This is a genomic window from Sporosarcina cyprini (genome assembly GCF_022048975.1).
GTDB classification, from domain to species: Bacteria; Bacillota; Bacilli; order Bacillales_A; family Planococcaceae; genus Sporosarcina; species Sporosarcina cyprini.
Genome location: NZ_JAKMHX010000013.1, coordinates 48,395 through 70,685, shown reverse-complemented (window position 1 = coordinate 70,685; position 22,291 = coordinate 48,395). Strand labels below are relative to the sequence as shown.

General features: G+C 47.3%; 24 protein-coding genes. 16 read left to right on the top strand and 8 right to left on the bottom strand.

Annotated features, from left to right (window positions below; genetic code table 11):
- Positions 1-3 precede the first annotated feature (3 nt).
- Together L7D49_RS02540 and L7D49_RS02535 are read left to right on the top strand one after the other, a co-directional pair.
- Entirely contained in the window at positions 4-522 is a 519-nt protein-coding gene (locus L7D49_RS02540) for an AAA family ATPase (protein ID WP_238079244.1), read from the top strand.
- 35 nt (positions 523-557) lie between these two features.
- Entirely contained in the window at positions 558-2,264 is a 1,707-nt protein-coding gene (locus L7D49_RS02535; RefSeq protein ID WP_238079366.1) for an ABC transporter ATP-binding protein, read from the top strand.
- A gap of 108 nt (positions 2,265-2,372) precedes the next feature.
- Here the strand turns inward: L7D49_RS02535 and L7D49_RS02530 are convergent, their stop codons facing one another.
- Positions 2,373-3,290 (bottom strand): serine hydrolase domain-containing protein, encoded by a 918-nt coding sequence (locus L7D49_RS02530; RefSeq protein ID WP_238079243.1) that lies wholly within the window; start codon positions 3,288-3,290, stop codon positions 2,373-2,375.
- 119 nt (positions 3,291-3,409) lie between these two features.
- Positions 3,410-3,709, bottom strand: coding sequence for a nucleotide pyrophosphohydrolase (locus L7D49_RS02525; protein WP_238079242.1), 300 nt, complete (start codon positions 3,707-3,709; stop codon positions 3,410-3,412).
- A 105-nt stretch (positions 3,710-3,814) separates the two neighbouring features.
- Here L7D49_RS02525 and L7D49_RS02520 point away from each other — a divergent pair, with 105 nt between their 5' ends.
- The 3 genes from L7D49_RS02520 (at position 3,815) to L7D49_RS02510 (ending at position 6,293) form a co-directional block, all read left to right on the top strand.
- On the top strand, positions 3,815-4,408 hold the full coding sequence (locus L7D49_RS02520) for a DNA-3-methyladenine glycosylase (RefSeq protein WP_418895845.1): 594 nt from the start codon (positions 3,815-3,817) through the stop codon (positions 4,406-4,408).
- 72 nt (positions 4,409-4,480) lie between these two features.
- Positions 4,481-4,996, top strand: coding sequence for a type 1 glutamine amidotransferase domain-containing protein (locus L7D49_RS02515; RefSeq protein WP_238079241.1), 516 nt, complete (start codon positions 4,481-4,483; stop codon positions 4,994-4,996).
- A 241-nt stretch (positions 4,997-5,237) separates the two neighbouring features.
- Positions 5,238-6,293, top strand: a complete 1,056-nt coding sequence (locus L7D49_RS02510; protein ID WP_238079240.1) for a YkvI family membrane protein — start codon at positions 5,238-5,240, stop codon at positions 6,291-6,293.
- Positions 6,294-6,336: 43 nt separating this feature from the next.
- Here the strand turns inward: L7D49_RS02510 and hmpA are convergent, their stop codons facing one another.
- A complete protein-coding gene (gene hmpA / locus L7D49_RS02505; RefSeq protein ID WP_238079239.1) occupies positions 6,337-7,524 on the bottom strand; it encodes an NO-inducible flavohemoprotein in 1,188 nt (395 codons plus the stop codon).
- Positions 7,525-7,688: 164 nt separating this feature from the next.
- Here hmpA and L7D49_RS02500 point away from each other — a divergent pair, with 164 nt between their 5' ends.
- Together L7D49_RS02500 and L7D49_RS02495 are read left to right on the top strand one after the other, a co-directional pair.
- A complete protein-coding gene (locus L7D49_RS02500) occupies positions 7,689-8,132 on the top strand; it encodes an RrF2 family transcriptional regulator (protein ID WP_238079238.1) in 444 nt (147 codons plus the stop codon).
- A gap of 40 nt (positions 8,133-8,172) precedes the next feature.
- Positions 8,173-9,099: a manganese-dependent inorganic pyrophosphatase gene (locus tag L7D49_RS02495; protein ID WP_238079237.1), complete on the top strand. Its 927-nt coding sequence runs from the start codon at positions 8,173-8,175 to the stop codon at positions 9,097-9,099.
- Positions 9,100-9,148: 49 nt separating this feature from the next.
- On the opposite strand, the gene L7D49_RS02490 is transcribed toward L7D49_RS02495, so the two are convergent.
- Positions 9,149-9,937, bottom strand: coding sequence for an AAA family ATPase (locus L7D49_RS02490; RefSeq protein ID WP_238079236.1), 789 nt, complete (start codon positions 9,935-9,937; stop codon positions 9,149-9,151).
- 66 nt (positions 9,938-10,003) lie between these two features.
- Positions 10,004-11,380, bottom strand: a complete 1,377-nt coding sequence (locus L7D49_RS02485) for an FAD-dependent oxidoreductase (protein WP_238079235.1) — start codon at positions 11,378-11,380, stop codon at positions 10,004-10,006.
- Positions 11,381-11,547: 167 nt separating this feature from the next.
- Here L7D49_RS02485 and L7D49_RS02480 point away from each other — a divergent pair, with 167 nt between their 5' ends.
- Positions 11,548-12,252, top strand: a complete 705-nt coding sequence (locus L7D49_RS02480; protein WP_238079234.1) for a DsbA family oxidoreductase — start codon at positions 11,548-11,550, stop codon at positions 12,250-12,252.
- 295 nt (positions 12,253-12,547) lie between these two features.
- Positions 12,548-13,459 carry a UDP-N-acetylmuramate dehydrogenase gene (gene murB, locus L7D49_RS02475; RefSeq protein WP_238079233.1) on the top strand — a complete coding sequence of 304 codons (912 nt, stop codon included), beginning with the start codon at positions 12,548-12,550 and terminating at the stop codon, positions 13,457-13,459.
- A gap of 61 nt (positions 13,460-13,520) precedes the next feature.
- Here murB and L7D49_RS02470 read toward each other — a convergent pair whose 3' ends face one another.
- Positions 13,521-14,195, bottom strand: a complete 675-nt coding sequence (locus tag L7D49_RS02470; protein ID WP_238079232.1) for a histidine kinase — start codon at positions 14,193-14,195, stop codon at positions 13,521-13,523.
- 401 nt (positions 14,196-14,596) lie between these two features.
- On the opposite strand from L7D49_RS02470, the gene L7D49_RS02465 reads away from it, so the two are divergent.
- The 7 genes from L7D49_RS02465 to L7D49_RS02435 are packed head-to-tail and all read left to right on the top strand — an operon-like array spanning position 14,597 to position 20,396.
- Positions 14,597-17,011 carry a Na+/H+ antiporter subunit A gene (locus L7D49_RS02465; protein WP_238079364.1) on the top strand — a complete coding sequence of 805 codons (2,415 nt, stop codon included), beginning with the start codon at positions 14,597-14,599 and terminating at the stop codon, positions 17,009-17,011.
- Positions 16,998-17,420: a Na(+)/H(+) antiporter subunit B gene (locus tag L7D49_RS02460; RefSeq protein ID WP_238079231.1), complete on the top strand. Its 423-nt coding sequence runs from the start codon at positions 16,998-17,000 to the stop codon at positions 17,418-17,420. Before L7D49_RS02465 ends, L7D49_RS02460 begins: the two co-directional genes overlap by 14 nt.
- 2 nt (positions 17,421-17,422) lie before the next feature.
- Positions 17,423-17,761, top strand: coding sequence for a Na(+)/H(+) antiporter subunit C (locus L7D49_RS02455; RefSeq protein ID WP_238079230.1), 339 nt, complete (start codon positions 17,423-17,425; stop codon positions 17,759-17,761).
- Positions 17,754-19,238, top strand: coding sequence for a Na+/H+ antiporter subunit D (locus L7D49_RS02450; protein ID WP_238079229.1), 1,485 nt, complete (start codon positions 17,754-17,756; stop codon positions 19,236-19,238). Before L7D49_RS02455 ends, L7D49_RS02450 begins: the two co-directional genes overlap by 8 nt.
- A 39-nt stretch (positions 19,239-19,277) precedes the next feature.
- Positions 19,278-19,760 carry a Na+/H+ antiporter subunit E gene (locus tag L7D49_RS02445; RefSeq protein WP_238079228.1) on the top strand — a complete coding sequence of 161 codons (483 nt, stop codon included), beginning with the start codon at positions 19,278-19,280 and terminating at the stop codon, positions 19,758-19,760.
- A complete protein-coding gene (locus L7D49_RS02440) occupies positions 19,760-20,044 on the top strand; it encodes a Na(+)/H(+) antiporter subunit F1 (protein ID WP_238079227.1) in 285 nt (94 codons plus the stop codon). Before L7D49_RS02445 ends, L7D49_RS02440 begins: the two co-directional genes overlap by 1 nt.
- Complete coding sequence (locus L7D49_RS02435) at positions 20,022-20,396, top strand: Na+/H+ antiporter subunit G (protein WP_238079226.1); 375 nt, start codon at positions 20,022-20,024, stop codon at positions 20,394-20,396. Before L7D49_RS02440 ends, L7D49_RS02435 begins: the two co-directional genes overlap by 23 nt.
- Positions 20,397-20,724: 328 nt before the next feature.
- Here the strand turns inward: L7D49_RS02435 and L7D49_RS02430 are convergent, their stop codons facing one another.
- Complete coding sequence (locus tag L7D49_RS02430) at positions 20,725-20,928, bottom strand: hypothetical protein (RefSeq protein ID WP_238079225.1); 204 nt, start codon at positions 20,926-20,928, stop codon at positions 20,725-20,727.
- A gap of 261 nt (positions 20,929-21,189) precedes the next feature.
- Positions 21,190-22,224 (bottom strand): DmpA family aminopeptidase, encoded by a 1,035-nt coding sequence (locus L7D49_RS02425; RefSeq protein ID WP_238079363.1) that lies wholly within the window; start codon positions 22,222-22,224, stop codon positions 21,190-21,192.
- Positions 22,225-22,291: the final 67 nt, after the last annotated feature.

Sequence of the window (22,291 nt, the reverse complement as noted above, 5' to 3'; positions counted from 1 at the left end):
TTCATGCAGCAATATGAGAGAGTGCTCATCATCGGTAGCAGTGGGGCGGGGAAGTCAACGCTTTCCAGGGAGCTGGCGGAGAGAACAGGTTTGCCCGTCCTGCATTTAGATGCGTTATTTTGGAAGGAAGGCTGGACGCCAACTCCTAAGGCGGAATTCCGTGCAGCCCTGCAAGAAGAACTGGAGAAGCCAAAGTGGATTATCGATGGCAATTTCAATTCTACGATCGAAATGCGGGCAGCGTATGCGGATTTGGTCATCTTCCTCGACTTCCCGAATTGGCTTTGTGCTGCGCGGGTGCTGAAACGGCGCTGGATGTACAGGGGAACAACGCGCCCGGATATGGGAGAAGGGTGTCCTGAGAAAGTGGATTGGGAATTCATTAAGTTCATCTGGACCTATCCAAAGAAAAAACGTCCCGGCGTCCTTGAGATGCTGGGCCGTTGCAATGCGGATATCCTCATTTTGAAGAATCCCGCTGAGCAGAAAAAGTGGCTCGAAAATCTGAAAGGGATCGGGTGAATGCATTGGAAAAAGAAGTACATGCCAAAGGATCAATGAAAGAATTTTTTAGTTTGCTGAAACAGTTGGATTGGCCGAAGGGAAAGACTGCGCTGGCACTCACCCTCGCATTGTTTTCAACCATTGCGAGCCTCGCCGTCCCGCTCGTCACAAGGGAGCTTGTCGATTCGTTGACACAAGCGTCCTTCACCTGGCAGACCGGGGCTTTCCTATTTGTCGTTTTTATCTTACAGGCGGTACTCGGCGGTGTCTCGTTCTATCTGCTTGCCTATATTGGGGAGACCATTGTCGCTGACCTCAGGAGCAGGCTTTGGGCGAAGATCCTAAGGCTCCCAGTCTCCTATTACGATGACAATGAAACCGGAGAAACGATGAGCCGGATTACGCAGGATACGACGATGTTGAAGACGCTTGTGTCTGATCATATGGTCAGTTTTATTACAGGCATCATCTCCATTATCGGAGCGGTCGCCATTTTGCTATTCCTTGATTGGAAAATGACGCTCATTATGTTGATTAGCGTGCCTGTCAGCTTTGCAATCATTATGCCGCTTGGGAGAATCATGCATAAAATTGCGAAGGCCACGCAAGGAGAAATGGCTAAGTTTTCCGGCCACTTGGGACGTGTGCTAGGGGAAATTCGTTTAGTGAAGGCGTATCGTGCGGAACCTGCTGAGGAGGAGAATGGGCGGAAGGCGATTCGTTCGCTCTTTTCTTTCGGTTTAAAAGAAGCGAAAATCCAGGCGATCATTTCGCCTGTAATGACGCTCGTAATGATGGGCATTCTCGTCGTCATTCTTGGCTATGGCGGAGCGCAAGTATCGAGAGGCGAGTTATCAGCCGGAACATTGGTAGCGATCATCTTCCTCATGTTCCAGATCATCATGCCATTTGCCCAGATGGCGCAAGTCTTTACCATCTTCCAGAAAGCTGTCGGAGCTACGGACCGGATCCAGCAAATCTTGCAGATGGAGAGCGAGCCGGCTGATGGAACGCAATTGGCGGTGGACGGAGCCATCCAGTTTGACGACGTCAGCTTCTCCTATGAATCCGGCAAAGAAGTGCTGAAAGGCCTCTCGTTCAACGCGGCACCCGGGACCGTTACGGCATTTGTCGGACCGAGCGGTGGCGGAAAGACGACGATCTTTTCGTTAATTGAACGGTTCTATTCTCCGACAGAAGGGGAAATACGGCTCGGTGCTTACCCGATTCATGATATGTCGCTCTCTGATTGGCGAAAGAAAATAGGATATGTCTCTCAGGAAAGTCCGCTGTTAAGCGGAACAATCATTGATAACATTGCCTATGGATTGGATCAACGGCCATCTCTTGAAGAAGTACGGAAGGCGGCAGAGGCGGCCAATGCGCTTGCCTTCATTGAGGAAATGCCGGATGGGTTCGATACTCTTGTAGGCGAGCGGGGCATGAAACTGTCGGGCGGCCAGCGCCAGCGGATTGCGATTGCACGTGCATTGCTTCATAATCCGGAGATCCTGCTTCTCGATGAAGCGACTTCCAATTTGGACAGCGGCTCCGAAACGCATGTGCAGGAAGCACTCCAGCGTTTGATGGAAGGGCGGACGACATTGATTATCGCCCACCGGTTGGCGACAGTCATTCATGCGGATCAACTTATTTTTCTGGAAGCTGGCCGGATCACCGGTATTGGGACGCACGAGGAATTGGCAGCAAAGCATACCTTATATCGGGAGTTTGCTGAAGGGCAAGGGTTGTTTGCATAAAGAAGAGAAAATCATAATTCTGTAATTTTTAATAAGAGTTGATGTATATGAAAAATGTACACCCCAAATTTTAGGCGTGTACATTTTTTTATTGATGCACCACTGCTTCTAGTCATTATTCAGCCAACTGCCTAATAGCTCATCGAAAAAGAGTCTAGGTGCAGATTGTTGCTGCTTATCTTGTAGATGGCTTTTGGCGACGGCCATCATATTTAGCTTCGGCACTATGAATATATATTGCCCATAAAGACCATTAGCATAATAGTAGTCAATGGGGTGGAGCGTGCTTTCATAAGTCCATAGCTGATATCCATATCCAGCTTTACCTTCTCTTTCGGTGTCAAAATGTTGATATGGAGTTTTCGCCTGATTGAGCCAGCTGGAAGAAATAATCTGTTTTGAATCAAACCTTCCTTCGTGTAAGAATAATGAACCAATCTTCACCATATCCTCCACGTTTAATGAGAGACTAAAACCACCACCATTAATTCCTTGCGGATCCTTCACCCATATATATTTATGTATTCCTAATGGATAAAATAAGTGTCTTTCAGCAAATGCCGCGGTGGTAAGTCCAGAAATCTTCTGAATGATTGCGCTTAGCAGATGAGAGTCTCCTGAATTATACTGAAAGGTGGAGCCTGGTTTATGTATAACAGGTTGTTCTACAATGAATTTGATCCAATTTTTTGATCCTTGGAACTGTCCGGCTTGTAAGCCCGAAGTCATGGTGAGCAAATGGAAGATCGTAATTTCTCTCTTTTGTGGATCCTTAAGCGCATCTAGTTCTGGGAAATAGTTTTGAATCGGTTCATGAATATTTGTAATCATCCCTTTGTCCACCATAATTCCAATTAAGATAGAAACTATACTCTTGGTAATCGAATACACTTTAGCCGGCTTCTCTGCAACTTTTTTATTCTTCAAGTATTCGAAGATCCGGTTTTCCCCTTGATAAATGACAAAAGCTTCAATTTTAATGCTTTTAAGTTTCTTTTCTAACTCAATAAAGGATGCTTCATTCAAATTTTTTCCCCCTTCAAAAACACTGCAAATTTTACTCCCTTCCCCTGTACTTTCGCAGGAATTGCACAAATCTTCTGGTTCGCACTTTTCCATTTAGGGTATCGTGAGAGAAGGGCTGTTCAGTTTGTTTTGACAGGGAAGCGGGCCGCATTCTTTTCCATTTTGGACCGGGCTGCTTCCTCCAAGTCAATTCCAATTGCCTCCGCGAATTGCAAAAGGTAAATGAACACATCGGCCGCCTCTTCGGCGATTTCATCTTTCCGCAACGTGATGGCGTCTTCAGGAGCCTCCCATTGGAAATGCTCCAGCAGTTCACTCGCTTCAAGCGATACCGAAATGGCGAGGTTTCGTGCATCGTGATTGCCTGTCCAGCCACGCTCATCTGTGAATTGACGGATTTCTTTTTGCAGTTGTTTCATACTCAACACCCCTATGTGTTTTCTTTGAGTATACGTGAAACATTTCCCATAATGAAGTTGAATATTTTGTCGCGATCAAGACATTGGATGATTGGAGTGGAGAAGTTGTACAAGCCAATTGATAAAGATTTTTTTGAACTGCCTGTTTTACAGCTTGCACGTGAACTGGTCGGACAGTACATCGTTCACGAACGTCCGGAAGGCTTGCTTGTTGCGCGCATCGTGGAAACCGAAGCGTATCATGGCCCTGAGGACCGGGCGGCACATAGTTTTGGCAACCGTCGGACGAAGCGAACGGAAGTCATGTTTGGTGAACCCGGCATGGTCTATACGTACCAGATGCATACCCATACACTAATGAACGTAGTCAGCGGTCCTATCGGAACACCGCATGCCGTATTGATCCGCGCGGGTGAGCCGGTGGAAGGACTGGAGTGTATGAAGGGGAACCGAGGGGAGCACTTGCGGATGATTGATTGGACAAACGGACCGGGGAAGCTGTCGAAGGCGCTTGGAGTGACAATGAAGTATTACGGTCATCACTGGGGAGATGAACCGCTTTTCATTTCCGAAGGTCCGGGAGCACAGCGAGTTGAAAGCGGTCCTCGCGTCGGTATCGGTAACTCGGGGGAAGCGGTCCATTACCCATGGCGTTTCTATGAAACAGATAATCCGTATGTGTCGAAGTACCGTCCTTGAGTTTATTCCCTTATTCTGAAGGGAATAGACGAAAGTGAGACATTAGCATATTCTGAAGGAGAGTGGAATCAAATGGCAAAGATTGCTACAGTACTGACGAATCTATTCGAGGACTCGGAATATACGGAACCGGCGTCCGCTTACAAAGAAGCGGGACATGACGTCGTGACGATTGAAAAAGAAGCAGGCAAGGAAGTAAAAGGAAAACAAGGACAATCGACGGTGAAGATTGATAAAGGGATTGATGACGTCAATCCGGATGACTTTGATGCATTATTCATCCCCGGCGGCTTTTCACCCGATCAGCTTCGGGCTGATGACCGTTTCGTCCAATTTGCGAAGCGTTTCATGGACGACAAGAAACCGGTATTCGCCATCTGCCATGGCCCACAATTGCTTATCACAGCGAAAACGCTGGAAGGACGCGATGCGACAGGCTACAAATCCATCCAAGTCGATATGGAATACGCCGGCGCCAAATTCGCGGACAAAGAAGTAGTCGTCTGCCAAAACCAGCTGGTGACGAGCCGAACACCTGATGACATTCCGGCGTTCGTCCGTGAATCTGTGAAACTGCTAGAAAAGTAATCTATAAGGAAGATCTGGGTTCGGAATCATGCCGAATCCAGGTCTTTTCATTTGGGTAATACTCTATGGGTTTTATTACCAATAGAGGTCCTTGTAATCACAATGTACTAACTTTTTAAAAGAATAGTTGAAATCAAATCAAATGCATGGTAGATTGAAGCGGGACAAAAAGAAGTGCATTTAATATTCGGATTATTTTGCACAAATCACACACATATCGTTCAACTACAGGGGGGACACCATGAAAAGGGTTTTAAAAATGGGAAGCGCTTTCATCGGAATTATTGTCGGTGCAGGATTTGCTTCTGGTCAGGAAATACTTCAATATTTTACTAGTTTCGGTTTGATGGGTATTGCCGCTGCAATTTTATCGACGGCCCTGTTCGCTTATTTAGGAATGGTGTTGACACGGCTTGGAAGCCGGATGCAGACGGAATCTTACAAAGATGTTATTTATAAAATTAGTGGCAAGTATATAGGGTTTATTGTGGACTATGTCATTATTTTCACGTTGTTTGGCGTTGGAGCCGTCATGTTGGCGGGAGCAGGAGCGAATTTAAATCAGCAGTTCGGCTTGCCGGTATTTGTCGGCAGTCTGTTGATGGTCGTTCTGGTCTTCCTGACGATATTATTGAATGTGGACAAGGTTGTTGCAGTTATTGGAAGTATCACTCCATTTCTTATTCTGGCGGTCATTGTCGTATCGGTTTATGCACTTGCGACAATGGATACGTCTTTTGCGGTGTTAAATCCGATTGCGAATGACGTTCCTACGACATTGCCGAATTGGTTCATTTCGGGAATCAATTATGTGTCCTTTAATATCGCAGTGGGCGCATCAATGTCCATCGTTATGGGGAGTGCCGAGAAGGATGAGAAAGTCGCAGCTTGGGGCGGGTTTGTCGGAGGCTTAGGGCTTGGAGTTCTGATCTTATTGAGCCACTTGGCAATTTTCGCGAAGGTGGAAACTGTAGCAGATGCAGATTTGCCAATGCTCGTTATCATTAATGAAATCTCTCCGGCATTTGGTATTTTCATGGCGTTCGTTCTGTATGGCATGATCTTCAATACAGCCGTCAGTATGTTTTACGCTTTCGGCGCACGCTTCGTTAAGATTGGTACGCCGAACTTCAAGTGGTTCATCTTAATCACATTGGTGATTGGATTTGTCTTGAGTTTTGTCGGATTTAAAAATCTGGTAGCCAATTTCTATAATTTCATCGGTTACGTCGGCCTCTTCCTCGTAGCTGCACTCATCTTCGCTTCCTTCCGCTTGCCGGAAAAAGTGAGACGATAAAAATACCGCACCGCTCCCATAATAGGGAGGGTGCGGTTTTTCTTTATGGCTTGACCAGCTCAAGCTCTTCAGCAGGCCCGAAGAATTCAAAATGGATTTTATCTTGGGAAATGCCCAAGTCGTAAAGATTGGAGACGATCGCTTGCATGAATGGAGTTGGTCCGCATACGTATACATCGCTTCCGTCGATCACATGCTTTTTCAAGAAGTCTTTTGTAATAAATCCATCGCCTTCTTCGGAATAAAGCACTTCATATGTCGAATTTGGCAATTCGCTGTTCATCTTGCGTAATACTTCATCAAACGCCTGGTGATTGCGGGTCCGTGCGGAATGCAAGAAGGCGACTTGGCGTTCTGGTGTATTTTTGGCGATGTAATCGTACATGGCCATCATCGGTGTGAGGCCGACACCGCCGCTAATTAATGTGACCGGGCTGCTGCTTTCCGTATCAAGATGGAAGTCACCTGCTGGCGCACTCACTTCGATTTTGTCGCCGACATTCATTTCTTTATGGAGATACACGGAGACTTTTCCGCCAGGTGCGTTTTCATCCTCCCGTTTAATGGAGAGACGGAAGCGTTCGCCATCAGGAGCTTGCGACAAGCTGTATTGGCGGTTCAAAATATGCTCTTCACCCGGGATGCGGAAACGGATCGTAATATATTGGCCAGGTTTGTAGTCAGGCAATGTTTTGCCGTCTGCCGGTTTTAAATAAAACGAAGTAATAACATCGCTCTCTTTCACTTTCTCATCGATAATAAATTCCTTGAATGTTCTCCAGCCGCCTTCTGCTTGTTCAGCTGCATCATACATCTGCTGTTCCACGCCAATGAACGCATCTGCAATCACGCCATAGGCTTCTCCCCATGCTTCCAGGATTTCTGGTGTCGCTGCATCTCCAAGCACTTCTTTAATAGCGCCTAGTAAATGCTGGCCGACAATCGGGTATTGTTCCGGCTGAATGCCGAGTGAGCGGTGTTTATGTCCAATCTGCACGACGGCAGGTACAATCGCTTCCAAGTTGTCGATATATTTGGCGGCAGCGAGGACTGTGTTGGCAAGCGCCGTCTGTTGGCGTCCTTTCGATTGATTGGCATGGTTAAAAATATCAAGAAGCTCAGGATGAGCTGCGAACATGTTTTTATAAAAAGTTGTTGTAATTGTTTTGCCGTGTTGTTCAAGGACGGGTACGGTGGATTTAACGATATCAATAGTTTTTTGCGAAAGCATGTGAAGCACTACCTTTCTTGTTTTTGATAATTTCACTATAAACCTGATTACGCTTTAAAGCTATATTTAAAATACATGTTTAAATCACCTGTACGATTTTGTACACATTTCTTTCACGAAAATGCCACAGTCGCTATAATAGTGTGAGAAAGAGCGGTGAGATTATGCGTTTAACGATGTATACAGATTTTTCATTGCGTGTTCTCATCTTTTTAGGGGCAAAAGAAGAGGGCGAGTTATCGACGATCCAAGAGATATCCGATAGCTTTCAAATATCGAAAAACCATTTAACGAAGGTCGTCCATGAACTTGGGAAGATGGGATTGATTGAAACCATTCGCGGCAGAGGTGGCGGCATACGGCTGAAAGTTGATCCGAAGGACATTAACATCGGCGAGCTTGTCCGCAAGACGGAAGACGATTTTTACTTGGTCGAATGCTTCAATTCCGATTCGAACCTATGCGCATTGGCACCGGCATGCCGTTTAAAGGGTGTTTTGCAGGAAGCGCTGCTGGCATACTTCGCCGTATTGGATCGCTATACGATTGCGGACTTTGTCGTGAATCGTGATGAAATAGCCGCAATTTTGTTCGATCGGCCTTTATGATAAACTAGAAACTGAAAAGATAATTGCAGGAGGGACAGGCATGGGTAAAGTACTAGTATTCGGGCATAAAAATCCTGATACAGATTCAATTACAGCAGCAATCAGCTATGCATATTTAAAACAACAAATTGGAATGGACGCGGAAGCAGTGCGTCTTGGTTCCATTTCTGGAGAAACGGCGTATGCGCTTGCGCAGTTCGGATTTGAAGCGCCACGTTTAATTGAAAAAGCAAAACCGGACGCATCACAGGTCATCCTCGTGGACCATAATGAGAAGCAGCAGAGCGTTGATGATTTAGATGAGGTTCAAGTGATTGAAGTAATCGACCACCACCGGATTGCCAACTTCCAAACGAGCGATCCGCTTTACTACCGCGCAGAGCCGGTAGGTTGCACAGCGACGATTTTGAATAAGTTGTACAAAGAGCACGGCGTTGAGATTCCAAAGAATATTGCGGGTCTTATGCTGTCGGCAATCATTTCCGATTCTCTGCTATTTAAATCGCCTACCTTCACAGCTGAGGATCAAGCAGCCGCGGATGAGCTGGCGGCTATTGCAGAAGTCGATGCAGCAGTATATGGCCTTGAAATGCTTAAAGCGGGGGCTGACTTGAGCGGAAAATCGCTTGAAGAGCTTATTACGCTAGATGCGAAAGAATTTACGATGGGCGATAAGAAAGTGGAAATTGCCCAAGTGAATGCGGTTGATGTGTCGGATGTACTGAGCCGCCAGGACGAGTTGGAAGTTTTATTGAACAGCATTATTGAGGAGAAGGAATTAGACCTGTTCTTCTTCGTTGTAACGGATATTCTCAATAACGATTCCGTTGTCTTGGCATTAGGAACGGCCGCTGAGCGTGCGTGCGCGGCATTCCAAGTAGGATTGGACAACAATTGCGCGACGCTGAAAGGTGTCGTTTCAAGGAAGAAACAAATCGTTCCAATTCTAACTGAAGCGTTGAAATGAAAAAAAGGAAGAGTGGCCATAACGTAGGCTGCTCTTCCTTTTTTGTCTGTCATGATTCCAATAAGTAACGCAAATACCGTTCCGGCTCATTCAGGAAGTTCTTTGTCAGGCTGACATGCTCCATCTCCTCGTAACGAACGGACTGCAACTGTCCATCCGTCACTTCATAAAGATCTGCTCCCGGGTAAGCCATCAATATAGGGGAATGGGTCGAAATGAGAAAAGTGGCTCCTTCCTTTACAAAGTCATGAATCAAAGCGAGCAATGACAATTGCCGTTGTGGAGACAGAGGTGCTTCCGGCTCGTCTAATATATAGAAGCCACCGGGACGGAAGCGAGCCTGGAACAGTTGGAGGAAACTCTCGCCATGCGACAGTTTGTCCAGTCCATCTCCATATAATGTATGTAAGTCGTGATACGTCCTGGCGTAAGGAAGCACTTCTAAGCTGAATGGATCCCGCGCACGGATTTCATCCACCTTCTCCTTCGCCTCCTCTTTAATGAGCGCCAGGTTGCGTGTGTATGTTACATAATCGGCAGCCCGGAAGAAAAAGCCGTTTCTCGTTTTTACGGACCATGTCAATTTCAGTTCATCCGCAAGCGCAAAGGCGGGTGAAAAACGCTGCTCCCGTTCCATCGGTTCACCGCTGATCAGAATGCATTCGGCGGCTGCCGCGATGCCTTCCAACAATGTGGTCTTTCCACAGCCGTTATCACCAGCGATGATGGTCACCGGGCTTTCGATGGTCAGGGAATCAAAGTTACGGACAATGTCTGTGTTGAATGGATACTCGCCGTTCGGAAAAGATCCGCGACGCCTGATTTCTCGTAAAGACAAAAGAACACCCCTTTTCGCTTTTATTATAGCGCAAAGGAGTGCACAAATTCATTGATTTCTGAAGTGTTAATCCAAATCGAGCGGCTTCGTCGCCGGGCCTTCCAGCACGGAGCCGTCTTTTCGGAATCGGGAACCGTGACACGGGCAATCCCACGTTTCATCGGCTTCATTCCAGCGGGTGCGGCATCCCATATGCGTGCAAATTGGAGAATTCGTCCGAGTGAGATGCCCGCCTGTGAATTCCTTCAGTACAAGTCCGGTATTTCGCAGTGCCTGTACGAGGAATGAACCGAATTCCGTCCGATTTGGCGCGTAGAGGGAGGACGCTTTGTTTTTCCTTCCAACGATGTGATCGGCGACAATCCGTGCGGACACCATCGAGTTGGACATGCCCCATTTCCGAAAGCCGGTGTTTAAATAGACATAAGGCATGCTCGAATCAATCGGACCCGCATAAGGGACTAAATCCGGTGTGGACGGATCTTGGGCAGACCAGGCATTCGTCAAGTTCTCCAAGTGGAACGTATTCCGCAATTCAGAGGACAGAATATTATAATGCACTTGGGTGTCCTTCTCCATGCCTGCTTGATGGGCTTGGCCAGCCAACATGAAATACGTCTTTCCATCAATGGCAGCCGTACGGACCGACCGTTTCGGATTGTCGACGGAAATGTACTGGCCTTTCAGCGGCATATCGGCTTTGCCTGCTACGATATAGGACCGGTCGACAACGAGCTTCAATACTTGCAGTCCACGGATCGCCTCAATCGGATAATGCGTGCACAATACGAGCTCATTAAACTCGATATGATGGCCGGATTGTGTAAATAGAAGCCTTTTCTTCAAATCCATCGCTCTAATGTCCGAGTGCTCGAAAATCCGGGCGCCGGCTTTGACGGCTAGTTTCGCAAGATGCTGTCCAAACCGGACGGGGTGAAGCTGTCCTTGCCCTTTGATTGCGAGAGTGGCCTCTGTTTTGATCGGCAACTCCGATTGCCAGTTCAGTTCACCGGGAATGCCGATATCTTTGTAAGCTTCCATTTCATCTTGCAGCTGTTCTGTTCCCAGTTTTGTCTGGGAAAATAATACGGAATTCGAAGTCCGGTATTCATCACCCTCCGAAATGGATTGGCCAAACCGAACCGCTTCCTCATTCACTTCATAATAAATTCTTGCATTGTCCCGGCCGAATTGTTTAATGAGATTGGCATAGACGAGATCATGCTGGACCGTCAATTTACCGGTCGAATTGCCCGTTGCACCTTCTAAAATCATCTCTTTTTCTACCAGGATAACATCCTTTCCTTCCTTCGCGAGGAAATAAGCAGTTGCGATCCCGCTTAACCCGCCTCCTATTATGCAGACATCACAGGACAAATCGTCTGTGACGGCAGGATAGGGATCCCGGGGATAGGCTGTATCCAGCCATAATGAATTGATCATTGTCAACCCTCCATCTGATACTCTAATTGAATAGACTAGGCATATACATTGTTACCAGATTCAATTGATTCTAAAATCAACTTATAAGAAGTAAGTCTCCGTGAGCGTGGTCTATTCAGGAACAAGCACGGTTTCATAGAGGCATATAGAAGAAAGGTGCTGAAAGTATGAAAATTGAAATATGGTCTGATTATGTCTGTCCGTTTTGCTACATCGGGAAACGGCGTCTGGAGGAAGCTCTTCAGTCAACCCAGTTGGCAGGGCAAGCGGAAGTCGAGTTTAAAGCGTTCCAGCTTGATCCGAATACACCCGAGGATTCCGATCAATCTATGGTAGCAGGTCTTGCGAAGAAATACGGTGTCAGCCTGCAAGAGGCCGAACGGATGGTAGAGAATGTTGCGGAGCAGGCGAAAACAGTCGGGCTTCATTATTCGAAAGAGATGAAAGTGTCCAATACGTTTAAAGCGCATCAGATTGCGAAGCTAGCGGAACAGGAAGGGAAGGCTGCTGTAGTAACAGAAGGTCTCATGAAGGCTCACTTCATTGATGCGGAAGCGATCGGGAAGAAAGATGTACTGATCCGCATTGCAGAGGAAGCCGGTATTGCTGGCAGCCGTGCTGAGCAAGCACTGGATACGAATGAATTTGCAGAGGATGTCAAACGTGATATTACAGAAGCGGGTCAGCTAGGCGTCCAGGGTGTACCGTTCTTTGTCATCAACCGAAAATATGCGATATCTGGCGCTCAGCCTGCTGCAGTTTTTGAAGAGGCATTGCGTAAAGTGGCACAGGAAGAAGGCGTGCAGCCGTCATTCCAAGTGCTGGGCGATGAAGAGGAAGGGGTTTGCAAGGACGACAGCTGCTCCATCTGATGATGGTTGCAGCTCTCTTTTCTAGATAGAGAGGGTAGTAAGGAACTATGCAGTAGTGGTTACGTGTTCTTCCGGGTAGGTTGAAGGGACCGTTCTGCGTCAGAATATGTTGATATCGAGATAGTTGAAAGGAATAATTCCTTGTCAAAAATGTTGATAGCACGCATACTTATAAGTTGGAAGGGTTTTATCATCAGAACGAAACGAGTTCAGTATGGAAGACCTGATGCAAAGATATAAGTTTGAAGTTGACCAGGATGGTTCGCTCACCTAACTTGGAAAGGATTGTGGGAAGATGGCAAAACATCAATGGTTTGATGAGCTGAAAAAGGAAATAACGCAAGGGGTCGTCCTGATGGATGAACCGTTAAGCAAATATACGAAGACAAAACTAGGGGGCGCAGCAGATCTGCTCGTCATTCCTGGAACAATCGAAGAAATGGAATACGCTGTAACCTATGCAGACCGTAATAACGTACCGATTTTGCTGTTGGGAAATGGATCGAATATGGTCGTCCGTGATGGTGGGGTACGGGGAATCGTCCTGCATATGGCCAAGTTGGATGCCATACGGATTGCAGGGACGTCAGTGCATGCAGAAGCAGGAGCGCACATTATTGATGTCTCCAGGAAAGCGGCAGAAGCGGTATTGACCGGCCTTGAATTCGCATGCGGCATTCCGGGATCTGTCGGCGGTGCGATGGCGATGAATGCCGGCGCCTATGGCGGAGAGATCAAAGATATAATCGTTCAAGCAACGGTTATGGATCAAACAGGCAAGATCTTTGTTCTGTCGAAAGACGAATTGGACCTCGGGTATCGCCACAGCATCATCTCAGATAAAGGCTACTATGTCCTTTCAGCCGATTTTGAACTGGCGGTTGGCGACAAGGAAGCGATCGATGCTAAAATAGCCGATTTGACGTATCAGCGGGAATCCAAACAGCCGCTCGAATACCCATCTGCAGGCAGTGTCTTCAAACGGCCTCCGGGTTATTTTGCCGGCAAGCTGATCCAGGACAGCGGTTTGCAGGGAAAAGGGTTTGGCGGTGCGGAAGTATCAACGAAGCACGCAGGCTTTATTGTCAATAAAGACAATGCAACGGCAACGGACTACATCAAGACGATCGAAATGGTTAAAAGGGAAGTAAAGGACCGTTTTGATGTGGAGCTGGAGATGGAAGTGAAAATTGTAGGAGAAGAATGAGCGCACATGATAAATGGCGGATGACCCTGGAGAGGCCGTCCGCCATTTCATGCGTTTGCATCTATAATTGAATTTTGCAGCTGATCAACGACGGATCAGTTACGATATCGTCTATGATAGGGACTTGACACATTTTATTGTTATGCATGAATTTAAAGATCCCGTTGTTGAAGTCGGTACCAATCTCTTTGAAGAAGATTCCTTCGAATCTCGCATCCTTTGAGAGGGTAAACATAATCCGATAACCCGTGCCGTCTTCTACAAGATACGCGCGGACGCCTTTTTCAAACATCCCTTCGCTTTCATCTTTAATATAGCGTGCAACGGAAACGACATGGAAATCAACGAACGTAATTTCACGCAAAAGCACATTCATGAACGAGCCTTTTGTGATTTCTTCCCATCTGCTTTGGGCGGTTTGCCCAATGATGATTTGCGTAATGTTGTGCTGGTGTGCGATTTCTTTAATCACTTTGGCGGTAGGACGTCTTTCATTATCACAGATAATGAAGTCCTCCACTTCCAATTCTTCGGCAAGTTGTCGCCATCTATCGATGTATTGTGATTTCTCAGCATCGAAATCATCGAGCGGGAGTGGATCGACAGTTAGAATATATAAGGGACAGTCCATGATGCTTGCCATCTTATGCCCACGCCGGATGAGACGTTCACCATTCGGACCGTAGTAGACACATACGAGAATGCTCTCGTCCATACGGCCTTTTACTTTGCCCATGAAAGTTTTCACCTCTTGATCATGTTTTTCAAAACGTATAGTACTACATGAAAACCAAACCATTATAGCTGATACGCCATACTTACACAAGGTGAAACCTGATAGGTCGCTTTTTATGCACTCAATTTGCGAGTCATGTATAATTTACCTAGTACCCGTTTGGTTTCCTCTTCTAAAAGTTGCCTTTGGCTACCTATTATCCTTGTAGCGGTGGGAAGAGTCAAGTGGACTCTCCATTTTCATACAAGTGATCTTGAATCTTTTCCCCTCAAGCCATTTCAAACGCTGAATATCGGGAAAATGTCCTTTTACCGAATGGTTGGGATTGCACGCATTCCATCTAGGTAAAATCACGTTCTACCACCTATAGTCTGACCAAAATGTGTATTGGAGGTCTCTCTATTTTGATTGTCTTATTAGCAATTTTCTTTCCCTTCTTCATGGCTTTCTTTGTTCCGTTTCTCTATAAACGGATTCATAGCAAGCATATAGGCTGGTTTGTATTACTCGTCCCCATTCTATTATTCATCCTATTAGCCAGTTTTGTGCCCTCGGTAGCCGGCGGCGCCTATTATACATATACGGTTCATTGGATTGATTCGTTCGGAATCAACTTCACAACGAACCTGGATGGACTCAGCATGATTTTTGGCCTGCTCATTACAGGGGTCGGAAGTCTGGTTATCCTTTACTCCATATATTATTTGTCCGAACGGGAAGCACTCGGGCGCTTTTATGTGTATTTGCTCATGTTCATGGGAGCGATGCTCGGTGTGGTGTTCTCTGATAATGTCATGGTCCTCTATGTTTTTTGGGAACTGACCAGTATTTCATCCTTCTTATTAATAGCCTTCTGGTACCACCGGAAGCAGTCGAGGTATGGAGCGAAAAAATCAATGCTCATTACCGTATCGGGCGGGGTTGCGATGCTGGCAGGTTTTCTCATGCTGCATACGCTGACCGGCACGTTCAGTCTACGAGAAATGGTAGGCGAAATCGGAAATCTGGATAAGACAGATCCGTTATTTTACATGGCCATGATCTTAATCCTCTTAGGAGCTTTTACGAAATCCGCGCAGTTTCCGTTTCATATTTGGCTGCCGGACGCGATGGAAGCACCTACACCCGTCAGTGCTTATTTGCACTCAGCGACGATGGTTAAAGCGGGAATATACCTCGTAGCACGCTTTACCCCAATATTCGGCGGGGAGGCCGTATGGTTTTATTCGGTCACGTGCGTTGGAATATTCACTCTGTTTTGGGGTTCGTTTAATGCGGTCCGTCAAACCGACTTAAAAGCGCTGCTCGCCTATTCAACGATCAGTCAATTAGGTCTCATCATGAGTTTGCTTGGGATTGGATCCATGGCCGTCTCGAACAGTAATGAATCAAACGTGATTATTTTTACTGCTGCTACGTTTGCAGGGCTGTTCCATCTCATCAACCACTCCACGTTCAAAGGAGCGCTGTTCATGGTCGTTGGTATAGTCGACCATGAATTAGGAACGAGGGATATCCGGCGTTTGGGCGGTTTGATGTCATTCATGCCGTTGACGTTTACCGTTGCATTGATCGGCAGCTTTTCCATGGCAGGACTGCCGCCGTTTAACGGCTTCCTGAGCAAGGAAATGTTTTTCGAAGCGGTTGTACAGCTGAGCCGATTGGATGTAGTTTCGAATGAAGCCCTGCGCATTCTCATTCCTGTTGTTGCCTGGGTTGCGAGCGTGTTTACGTTCATCTATTCCATGATTATTGTATTCAAGACGTTTCTAGGCATGCCTCAATCTGACCGCGTTGATAAAGAAGCCCATGAACCGCCGGTCGGCATGCTGGTTGCACCATTTGTACTGTCATTTCTGGTCATCGGGATCTTCATCTTCCCGAATGGGATCGGCCGCTATCTGCTGACGCCTGCCATGGCGGCAGTGTTTCCGATGCATCGCGATTTGAAAGGGCTCGTTCCGCATATTTCCGCGTGGCATGGGGTGAATCCCCAACTGCTCATGACAGTGGGCGTCATTGTGGCAGGAAGCTTGCTGTATATTTCATTTAAACGATGGAAAAAAGTCTATGCGCTAGGTCCGCTTCGCTGGAACTTGGATTCAATCTATAATTTTGTGTTGACGAAAACCGAGAGTGGTTCCAACATGCTCACTGGACGTTATATGACAGGATATCTTAGGGATTATTTTGTGTACATTTTTTCATTTTTTATTGTGGTAGCAGTCGGCGGGCTGTTGTGGATTGGAAGCCTTGAAATTGACTTGTCCAAAGACGCGGCTGTGACAGTGAACGAATATATCATTATTGCGGTCATGATGCTTGCAGGTCTGGCAATTCTGGTGGCGAAGTCTCGGAAAACAGCAATTTTGCTGAATGGTGTGCTTGGATATTCCATTGCTATCCTATTTGTAGTGCTTCGGGCGCCTGACTTGGCGCTGACTCAGATTGTCGTGGAAACCGTGACGACTGTGCTATTTCTATTATGTTTTTATTTCTTGCCGGAATGGAAACGAGAGGATGCAAAGAGATCGACAAAGCTGGTCAACGGCTTCATTGCAGTTGCGGTCGGTTCGATTGTGACGATCTTGGCGCTGATGGTGCAAGGGAATAAACTCTTTACGTCCATCTCCTTCTATTTTGAGGATGCATACCGTTTGGCAGGCGGCAAAAATATAGTGAATACCATATTAGGGGACTTCCGTGCTTTTGATACGATGCTGGAAGTAGTCGTTCTCTTCATTGCAGGGATTGGCGTCTTCTCTTTAATTAAACTGAAAGCGAAGAAAGGGGAGAAGGATATTGGAAATCAATGATGTCATTTTAAAGACAGTCACCAAGATAATCGTGTTCATCATTCTGACGTTCGGCATTGAGTTGTTCCTATCAGGCCATCACGAGCCGGGAGGCGGTTTCATCGGTGGGCTTGTCCTTTCTTCGGCTTTTGTGTTGCTGTATTTGGTGCACGATATCGAGACGGTGCATAATGGAATTCCGTTTGATTTTAAAAAGATTGCGGCATTCGGCGTATTCTTGGCAGTCGGATCCGGTATTGTATCTGTCTTGTTCGGCACGAAATTTCTTGGACAAGGTTCACGTGTATTTGATTTGCCGATTTTCGGGGAAACAGAAATTTCCTCTGTCATTGTATTTGAAGCGGGTGTCGCTTTGACGGTTGTTGGCGTAGTGGTCACGATCATATTAAGTATTAGTGAGGATGTGTAACGATGGAGACGTTAATTACATTACTCGTCGGGGTGCTTGTGACTATCGCTGTTTACTTATTGCTTTCTAAAAACATGATCCGGGTCATTTTGGGGACGGCCATTCTATCCCATGCGATCCACCTGCTGATCTTGACGATGGGCGGCTTGAAAAAGGGCGGCGTTCCATTAATCGAGGGAGAAGCGGGCAGCTATACGGATGCCTTACCGCAAGCGCTCATCTTGACTGCGATCGTCATCAGTTTTGCGGTTACCGCATTTTTGCTTGTCTTGGCGTATCGCACGTACAAGGAAACGGGCTCGGATAATCTCGATGCATTGAGAGGGGTTAATGATGAATAATTTTCTTGTCATGCCAATGGTCGCCCCATTAGTTACAGGAATTATCCTGATTTTCCTGCGGTCAAACGTATTATTGCAACGGATTCTTGCAATGATCTCCATTGTGTTGACTGCTGGAGCTGGTGTGTACATACTGAATCGCATTCAATTGGATGGCATTTTGCGTCTCGACTTCGGCGGGTGGATGCCCCCGTACGGCATTTTGTTTGTAGCGGATTCCTTTGCGTCGCTGCTTGTGCTGACGTCAACGGTCGTGACAGGCATCGTGCTTCTCTATTCCTTTGCCTCTACGGCCAGGGCCGAAGAGAAGATGTTTTATTACCCATTCATCTTCTTTCTTCTGGCAGGCGTGAATGGCTCCTTTTTAACCGGTGACATTTTTAACTTGTTCGTCTGTTTTGAAGTGATGCTGTTGTCCTCCTATGCGCTCATCACCTTGGGCGGACGGAAGGTGCAATTGGTGGAATCCATTAAATACATATCGATCAATGTGCTGTCCTCCTGGTTCTTCCTGCTCGCAATCGCGTATTTATACGGAACCGTCGGAACGTTGAATATGGCACATTTATCGGTTCGAGTGGCGGAAGTCGGACAGGGGCCTTTGTTGACCGTCATCAGTTTGATCTTTTTAATTGTCTTCAGTTTGAAAGCCGGGCTTCTGCTGTACTTCTGGCTGCCTGGTTCGTACAGTGCGCCTCCGACAGCAGTGGCGGCGCTCTTCGGTGCATTGCTCACGAAGGTCGGCATCTACGCGATGTTCCGTGTTTTCACCTTGATTTTCTATCATGAGCCGGGGGTGACTCATACGCTGATTGCCATCATGGCCATTCTCACGATGGTCGGAGGGAGCATTGGAGCACTTGCATTTCAAGATATTCGGCAAATCGTTTCGTATAATGTCATCATTTCCGTCGGATTCATTCTCATCGGCTTGGTCGTATCGACGGACTCGGCATTCCAAGGAGCGGTCTATTATTTAATTCACGACATGATCAGCAAGGCGCTCTTATTCCTGTTAGCCGGGACGATGATTTATTTGACCGGAAAGTCGAAAATCGAGGAGATGAGCGGGTTGATACGGAATTACCCGCTGATCGGCTGGCTGTTTTTCATTACGATGCTGGCAATAGCCGGAATTCCACCGCTTAGCGGATTCATCGGGAAGGTGTTAATTGGCCAGGGAGCGATCGAGGCGAAGGCGTATGTGCTGCTTGGCGTCGGCTTCCTTTCCAGCATTTTCGTCCTCTATTCACTGCTGCGGATCTTCCTGAATTCCTTCTGGGGCGAAACAATCATCAGTGAAGATGAGGAGCGGCCTTTGAAGAGAGGAATGGCGATACCGGTGTTGCTGCTCGGTATTTTGACCGTAGTACTCGGTTTTGGACCGGAACTGCTCGCACCTTATGTGAGTGACGCTGCGAATACTTTGGCAAATCCGGACGTCTATATCGAGGCTGTGATGAATGGGAAGGACTGATGTGAAGATGGCGATTGATCCGAAGAGAGGTGAACGGCTATGCCCGCCCAGCTGCTATTAAACTTATTCATTGCGTTTCTGTGGATGACGTTGATGGATGAAGATGAATTGAATTTCACAACCTTTTTAACCGGTTTTATTGTCGGGATCGGAATCATCTTTTTCATGCACCGTTTTTTCGGCACTCAATTTTATTTAAGACGGTTATACGCGTCGATTAAATTGATGTTCCGGTTCATTTGGGAGCTGACCCAGTCGAGCGCAATTGTACTCAAGCAGATACTGAGCCCCCGTTTGAACATCAAACCCGGCATCTTTAAATACGAAACAGAGTTGAAAAGCGACGTAGAAGTGACGATGCTCTCCATGCTGCTGACACTGACCCCGGGTTCGGTCGTCATGGAAGTGACACCAGAGGGAAATGTCTTATACATTCATGCGATGGATGTGGAGCAATCGAGAGAAGCACTGCTGAAACAACTGCGAAATTTTGAAAAAGCCATCAAGGAGGTGACCCGCTAATGATCAAACTCATGCTTGCCGTATCGATTATACTGTTTGCCATCACGATCGGTATCGCCGTCGTTCGGATCATCCTGGGTCCCTCGATGCCGGACCGCGTCATTGCGCTCGACGTCATCGGCGTCAACCTGATCGCGACTATTGCTGTATTTTCAGTCATCATGAAAACAAAAGCGTTTCTGGAAGTCATCTTAATATTAGGGATCCTCTCCTTTATTGGCACGATCGCCTTTTCCAGATCGCTGGAGAGGAGGGTTATCGTTGAGCATCGAAAAGATCGGTGAATACGCAGGCGCCATCCTCATCCTGACAGGCGGCATCGCCAGCGTCATCAGCGTATTCGGCCTCATCCGACTGCCTGATGTATACACGAGATCCCACGCCGCAACAAAAAGCTCCACGCTGGCTGTCTTATTAACCTTATCCGGCGCGTTCCTTTACTTCCTATCGACCGAGCACTTCATCAGCGTCCGTCTGCTGCTCGGCATCATCTTCGTCTTCCTCACCGCCCCGGTAGCCGGCCACCTCATCATTCGAGCCGCCTACCGTTCCAACGTAAAGCTGGCGGACATCTCAACAGAAGACGAACTATACGATGTGCTGCATAAAAAAGAAAGCGAAAAGGAGACACCATGATGCGTGTCTCCTTTTTGATTTGGCGTAACTGGTTCTCGAGCCGACTATTTGTAAAAAGCGAAAGTTTTTGGAAAGTGGTGTGGCGAACCGCTCGTATATTCGTGTCTACCGCTCGTATATCAGAACGAACCACTCGTATAATCGGGTAACCGCTCGTATAACGTGTAGACCGCTCGTATACTCCTGTGACCTCTCGTATCCCTCTTCGAACCGCTCGAATATGCATCCGAACCGCTCGTATAAATTAGGAGACTTCCCGAATCTTAAAGCGACTGCTGATAAACAGCGAAAGTCCTTGGAAAGTGGCGAACCGCTCATATATTCGTGTCTACCGCTCGTATATCAGAACGAACCACTCGTATAATCCGGCAACCGCTCGTATATCGCGTGGACCGCTCGTATAATCCTGTAACCTCTCGTATCTCGCGGCGAACCGCTCGTATATGCCCCCGGACCGCTCGTATAATCTGGCTACTTCCCGAATCTCGAATCGACTACTTGTAAAAAGCGAGAGTCTCCTGGAAAATGCCAACCGCTCATATATTCCTGTCTACCGCTCGTATATCAGAATGAACCACTCGTATAATCCGGCAACCGCTCGTATATCAGAATGAACCACTCGTATAATCCGGCAACCGCTCGTATATCACGTGGACCGCTCGTATATGCGCCCGAACCGCTCGTATATTTCCACGACCTCCCGAATGTTAAAGCAACCTCTCGTTATGCCACTCGAATTAAAGCTCAATTCCTTCCTATTCGTTCATTCCATCAGGAAACGACTACTTCTCTATTAGCCACCGCTTACAAACGGCCATCGCTCCACAACCCTTCCGAGGCGACCAGTTGTGTCCTCGGCATGAATTAAGGACTGGTAGACGGCTTCTTCAGTTGCGTCGATTACTGCCTCAAACAGGGTATTCATGATGGCATGATCATCCCGCAGGAAGGCGGTCGGCTGGTCTGTCATGGAGCTGCTTGTGTGCGTGACCGGATTTGCGTTGGAGAAGGCGATGATGATGTCGCCGCTGCCGTTATGGATGTTGGTGCCGGTGCGGCCCAGCCCGATGGCGGCTCGTTTGGCGAACCGTTTTAGTTGTCTTTCGTTTACAGGGGCGTCTGTCGCAACGATGATGATGACCGAGCCGTCGGGTCTGGCGGCCGGTTCATCTAATGTCGGCATCTGTTCCTGAGTGCTCATGCCGTTTCGGGCGAGCCATTCATTGATTCTGCATTCTTCTGGTTTCCCGAAGTTCGTCAAGGTTAGCACGCCGACGGTAAAGTTTTGGTCTTCCGCTGAAACGATGCGGGAAGAGGAGCCGATGCCGCCTTTTGCACCGTAGCAGATCATGCCTTTTCCTGCACCGACAGCTCCTTGCGTGACGGGGCCTTCTGTTGCTGATTGAATTGCTTCTATGGCATGGGCTGGCTGGACGGCCAGTAGCCTGATTGAGTTTAAATAGCTGTCATTGCATTCTCCCACGACGACATTCAAAGTGCTGGTCGTATCGCCGATCGCGGGGTTTTCATCGAGCATATGCCGCAGCGTGCCTTCGAGTACGGCGGCCACGCTGAATGTATTTGTCAGCATGATTGGTGATTCCATAAGACCGAGTTCGTCCACTTGGACGAGCCCCGCCGTTTTCCCGAAACCGTTCAAGACGAAGCTGGCGGCTCGCACTTTCTGTTCGAATACATTGTCGCCGTGTGGCAATAGGGCGGTGACGCCTGTACACAAGCAATCTTCTCCCCGTTGTTCCTCAACCGTGACATGCCCCACTCGGACGCCTGGCACGTCTGTAATCGCATTCCATTTTCCGCGCTCCATTCGATCACCTGCATTCATAAATTTTGTCTCTCCATACAATTCTACACGAGAAGAAAATCCCCTTCTG

Bases quoted from the DNA above. Each gene is read 5' to 3' on its own strand.
- hmpA (WP_238079239.1), bottom strand. From the start codon at position 7,524: ATGCTTTCGCAAAAAACTATTGATATCGTTAAATCCACCGTACCCGTC.
- murB (WP_238079233.1), top strand. From the start codon at position 12,548: ATGGCAAAACATCAATGGTTTGATGAGCTGAAAAAGGAAATAACGCAA.
- L7D49_RS02510 (WP_238079240.1), top strand. From the start codon at position 5,238: ATGAAAAGGGTTTTAAAAATGGGAAGCGCTTTCATCGGAATTATTGTC.
- L7D49_RS02450 (WP_238079229.1), top strand. From the start codon at position 17,754: ATGAATAATTTTCTTGTCATGCCAATGGTCGCCCCATTAGTTACAGGA.
- L7D49_RS02445 (WP_238079228.1), top strand. From the start codon at position 19,278: ATGCCCGCCCAGCTGCTATTAAACTTATTCATTGCGTTTCTGTGGATG.
- L7D49_RS02485 (WP_238079235.1), bottom strand. From the start codon at position 11,380: ATGATCAATTCATTATGGCTGGATACAGCCTATCCCCGGGATCCCTAT.
- L7D49_RS02515 (WP_238079241.1), top strand. From the start codon at position 4,481: ATGGCAAAGATTGCTACAGTACTGACGAATCTATTCGAGGACTCGGAA.
- L7D49_RS02525 (WP_238079242.1), bottom strand. From the start codon at position 3,709: ATGAAACAACTGCAAAAAGAAATCCGTCAATTCACAGATGAGCGTGGC.
- L7D49_RS02470 (WP_238079232.1), bottom strand. From the start codon at position 14,195: ATGGGCAAAGTAAAAGGCCGTATGGACGAGAGCATTCTCGTATGTGTC.
- L7D49_RS02455 (WP_238079230.1), top strand. From the start codon at position 17,423: ATGGAGACGTTAATTACATTACTCGTCGGGGTGCTTGTGACTATCGCT.
- L7D49_RS02425 (WP_238079363.1), bottom strand. From the start codon at position 22,224: ATGGAGCGCGGAAAATGGAATGCGATTACAGACGTGCCAGGCGTCCGA.
- L7D49_RS02500 (WP_238079238.1), top strand. From the start codon at position 7,689: ATGCGTTTAACGATGTATACAGATTTTTCATTGCGTGTTCTCATCTTT.
- L7D49_RS02535 (WP_238079366.1), top strand. From the start codon at position 558: ATGAAAGAATTTTTTAGTTTGCTGAAACAGTTGGATTGGCCGAAGGGA.
- L7D49_RS02440 (WP_238079227.1), top strand. From the start codon at position 19,760: ATGATCAAACTCATGCTTGCCGTATCGATTATACTGTTTGCCATCACG.
- L7D49_RS02495 (WP_238079237.1), top strand. From the start codon at position 8,173: ATGGGTAAAGTACTAGTATTCGGGCATAAAAATCCTGATACAGATTCA.
- L7D49_RS02540 (WP_238079244.1), top strand. From the start codon at position 4: ATGCAGCAATATGAGAGAGTGCTCATCATCGGTAGCAGTGGGGCGGGG.
- L7D49_RS02480 (WP_238079234.1), top strand. From the start codon at position 11,548: ATGAAAATTGAAATATGGTCTGATTATGTCTGTCCGTTTTGCTACATC.